A 4,486-nucleotide genomic window follows, 5' to 3' on the forward strand; every position below is an offset into this window, starting at 1 on the left:
TACACCTATTCAAGTAGCCAACCCTTTAGAATACGTTGAATTGTTTAAAGATATGTGTGGACGATTGATTCACCGTTTGACAGGGCAAAAAGTGCCAAGAAGTGTCCTGTTATCAACGTTTCGCAAAGCAGAAAAACAATTGTACAATGACTTAGCGAATTACAAACAAATAGAACGTTTAGATACAAAAACAATGGGTCGTCTTTTTTATTATTTCTTCCACCGTGCAAATACACGCTTACCACAACGTGAATTACTTGTAGAAGAAATGACCGAAGGGGTGATTGAAAATCATAGTGGTTATCTAACCGTCGAACAGTTAGGGAAGACACATTATCTATCTTTTCTAACATTAACGGACGTTCCTACCAGTATGTTTGGGAGCGCATTTGTTCAAAATTTACAGGATAGCTTGTCTTCGCCGATTGAAACACATGTACGAGTGACATTTGACCATGAGGATAAAGACCGTCGACACGTGCATAAAATGAGAAAGCGAATTTTTGAACAGGACAAAGACCAAGAAACCGTTGACGGCATTTTAGATGATGATGAGGTCGTATTGTTCGGGGAAGAACGGTTGAGAGACCTTAATGAGCGATTAAAAAGCAAAGAACGTCGCTTGTGTCGCATGACAATTACGTTTGTATTAGCGGCAGAAAGCAAAAAAGAGCTAGAAGAACGAATCAAAGAAGTAGAATTTGTTCTTGATGGTACAGCTTACAAGGTCTATCGTCCACTTGTTGACCAACTGACCCTTTTCAATCAATGCTTAATCGGCAGTGTCAGCAAATTTAAGAGCTATGAACAAGTGGTTACCACAGGCTATGTGGCTGATTTTGGACTTGACCTTGAAAAAGAGGTGGGGAATCGCTATGGTATGCCACTTGGTCGAGTGATTACAGCGAAGAAGTTTAAATCCGTTCAACATGCGTTATCGTTATCTAGTAAAATCATTTGGTTTTTCCCGAATTTAACGAAACGAGCCATTGAAGGCGCCCAACATACTAACGGAAATACGTTGATTATTGGTCCGCCGGGTCAGGGAAAATCCGTATTGGTGAAATACATTTTCTTGTGGCTCACTTTTTTAGGGCAAAAAATCCTTTACGTTGACCCCAAAAATGAAACAGAAAAATTTTTCCGAAAAGCATTAGAAAAATTTGGATATATTCCTGAATTTAAAGCGTTGTTTGAGCGAATTAATTTTATTTCACTATCAAAAGAAGAAAAATATCGAGGAATGCTTGACCCATTATTGTTTTTACCAAGGGAAGAAGCAATCGAAACTGCACGAACCGTTTTAGAAAACTTTGGACAAGTGGACAAAGATAGCCATACGTCAAACGATAAGAAAACGTTGATTTTAGAATCAGTGGAGGCGGTCATGAATGGCAGAGGAAAGAAGCACTTGAGCAAAGTGATTGAGGTCATTCGAGAAAAAGACGAGAAACTGGCTAAATTAATTTCAGGTCACAATGTCGGGTTAGGAAAAATACTTTTAGGGAACGATTACAGCGAGCCAATTCGCTTTGAAAATCAAATCAATGTATTAGGTACCCAAGGGCTACAAATCCCCACACAGGACGAAATAGCTGCCAATAAGTTAAAAAACGAGCAAATTGCAGGTATGTCGATTATGGAAGTCATAATGAAAATGACCTACATTTTCTCTACGGATAAAGACGAGGACGCAGCCATTATCTTTGATGAAGCCAAAGGATTTGAAGATACTTCCCAAGGACGATTCTTAATTGAAGACAGCTTGCGTAAGGGACGTGCGAACATGACGGATATATACCTTGTCACTCAAGCGTTTATGGATTATGATAGAGAAGACAAGAAGGAATTGTTATCGTATAAGTTCGCCTTTCGTCCCAATCAAAAAGAAGCACAAGAAAAAGTGTTACACTTCTTTGGTATGGAACCTAATAGCGCCAACGTTCAGCTAATGAATGAACTAAAATCAGGGACGTGTCTTTTCCAAGACCACAGAGGACGGAATCAACCGATTGCCATTGATGTGTTATTTGATAGCTGGCTACTTGCGATTTCTTCTACCAATAAAGAAGACGAAGCGACCCAAGTGGCGCTGGCATTAGAACAAAGTTCCTAGAAATATAAAAAGAAACATGATATACTAGGGGGGCAAAGAAGGAACATGGTGTACACGAAACCCCTAGAGAGGTCGGATTCTCTAGGGTTTTTTCTGTGGGCTGATGTCGCCTCTTTACATGTTTTACTTCTTGTTTCGCTTATTCAGCCAATACTCGAATAAGGCAATGAGTATGCCGACAAGAAGGGGGCAAAGAAATTCTTGAAACATGGTATACACCTCCTTCCAGTCGCAAGACTGTCGGATAAGGCGACACTTTATTATATCGTAAAACGATTTTAATTAGGGGGATTCATATGAAAAAAATACTTCTTTGGATTATTGGATTTGTAGGTATCTTGCTTTTAATTGGTTGTGGAGGTAATTCTAAAAAAATAGAAACTACTTTAGTTGATAACGAGGGAAGTTGGCGGTTAAAAGGTTATGGCTATGGGTCAGTTATATGCACTTTTTACAAGAATGGCACTTTTGATTGGCGTCCGAGTTCTTCAAGCCCAATAACCAACTCAGGTAAGTTCGCTGTTGACGAAGAAGAAAAAACAATTACTTTAGATGGAAAATCAAGTATCACTAATTACAGAAAAGTGAAAATTGAAAATGATGAAAACATTAAAATGTTTGATGGAAATAAAGAAATCAGTTTAGTAAAAGAAAGCAAATAAATAAAGTTAAGGATGTGAAGCAATGAAGAGGAAATTATTATTGCTTCTTCTTTTTTTGGGGTGTTTTTTTACCATTACTCAGTCACAAACGGTTTTTGCAGCACCAGAACCTGATGAAAATAAAGTTGTTGTAAGAGAACCTACCACAGACGTAGATACAATCTATGAAAATTACAAGGATAATTCGTTTGAATTAATGACAAAAGAATACAAAGACAACATCTTTGGAAAAGTAAAAGAAGCTTTTGTCAATTCTTCCGCTATGCTAAAAAATTTAATATGGGGAGCCGTCAAGGGACTTGGTCAATTCAATGCTGAAATGGTCAAGTTCCTTTTTAGTATGGATGTTGTTACCCCAATTAAGCAGCCTATCCAACAATTGACCTCCAATATCGCAGGAAACATGTTAAGTATTGCTGGAACGATAGGGATTGGGTTTGTTACGCTGATTATGGGAATTAAATTCATTGGTGAGCAACGATTTCGACAAGCGCTACGTGTCTTTCTAATGACCATCCTTATCTTTACAGGGCTTTCCGTTTGTAAAGACGCCAACACGTCCGATTCGTTGTTCAACCAAATGTTTGAAGCAGACAAACAAATCGAAGCCGCCTTTGTCAAAGTCAATCCTGTATTAAATGGCGAAAGTGTCCCAGAAAGTAAAGATGGGAACGTGAATGATCGTATGAAAAGCGCAGGAGAATTGATTGCTTCGCGTGTATTTTACACCAATGTGTTTGAACCCTATCTACTCATGAATTATGGTACGTCTAATCCTGAAACCATTCGTAAAAAACAAGTTGAATACAAAGACTCAACATACGATCGTATCAATATTTTGCTAGATAATGATTTAAATAGTGAAGATAACGAAGAATTACACAAAAAAATCACCGACTATGAAGCTGACGAGCTGAACAATCGTTCGATTATGTACTTTTCAAATGTATCAAACACATTTTATGGTATGTTCTACGTTGTTGTAAATTTGATTCAAACGATTGTTTACTTTGCCCTTTGTTTTGTTCGTCTGGTCATTGCAGTTATGCAGATATTTTTATTACCGCTCTTACCAATTCTTCTTTTAGTTGGTTTATTCATGACAGGAATCAACGTTTTTGTGAATTATTTCAAAGCCTTTGGCATGACCATTTTCATGAAGGCGATGACGGGCTTCGCCTGTATCTTCTTTGCGACGTTTCTGTCTTTAGGGTTTCAATTAAGTAACGCGGTTGATAATCCATGGCAAAAAATCTTAACGATGTTAATTTACTTGTTGACGCCATTGGGTTTGTATATTTTCCGTAAATTCTTAGGTAGTCTGTTTACTGGAAGGGTCTCTTTAGCCGACGCAATGGCATTTGCGACCCACCCATTCAGCACCGAAAAGAAAATGCGTGAAGCGGCAAAAGAACAGAAGGCAGCCAACAAAGAACACCGCAAACAAGCCAAAGAAGAACGAAAAGCCGCACTGAGAAAACGCCAAGAAGAAGCGCAAAAACGAGGAAAACAAGAGCTTGGATTGAAACAAAAACCCGTGAAAGAACGAGAAGCGAAGCGTAGTGCCTTACGACGTGAATTAAAACCAAAAGCACAGCACAAAGCTCCAAACAGTGTGGAAAAAGCGCAACAGAACCTGCAAAATTTACACGAAAAAGGACGCCAGCAAGAATCGAAGGAACAACAACAGCTTGCTCGTCAACGTCAG

Annotated in this window: 4 protein-coding genes; 3 read left to right on the top strand and 1 reads right to left on the bottom strand. The window is 38.5% G+C overall.

The features are described from left to right. On the top strand, positions 1 to 2,116 hold a 2,116-nt coding region (locus ECA01S_RS13610), incomplete at its 5' end, for an ATP-binding protein (RefSeq protein WP_067396470.1). Between the two features lie 123 nt (positions 2,117 to 2,239). Here the strand turns inward: ECA01S_RS13610 and ECA01S_RS14255 are convergent. Continuing rightward, positions 2,240 to 2,326, bottom strand: a complete 87-nt coding sequence (locus ECA01S_RS14255; protein ID WP_157490307.1) for a type I toxin-antitoxin system Fst family toxin — start codon at positions 2,324 to 2,326, stop codon at positions 2,240 to 2,242. Positions 2,327 to 2,412: 86 nt separating this feature from the next. Here ECA01S_RS14255 and ECA01S_RS13615 point away from each other — a divergent pair, with 86 nt between their 5' ends. Beyond that, positions 2,413 to 2,778 (top strand): hypothetical protein, encoded by a 366-nt coding sequence (locus ECA01S_RS13615; RefSeq protein WP_067396473.1) that lies wholly within the window; start codon positions 2,413 to 2,415, stop codon positions 2,776 to 2,778. Between the two features lie 22 nt (positions 2,779 to 2,800). Continuing rightward, the coding region (locus tag ECA01S_RS13620) for a cell envelope integrity TolA family protein (protein WP_067396475.1) at positions 2,801 to 4,486 on the top strand (1,686 nt) is incomplete at its 3' end.

This window comes from Enterococcus canis NBRC 100695, from assembly GCF_001544375.1.
Taxonomy (GTDB): domain Bacteria; phylum Bacillota; class Bacilli; order Lactobacillales; family Enterococcaceae; genus Enterococcus_H; species Enterococcus_H canis.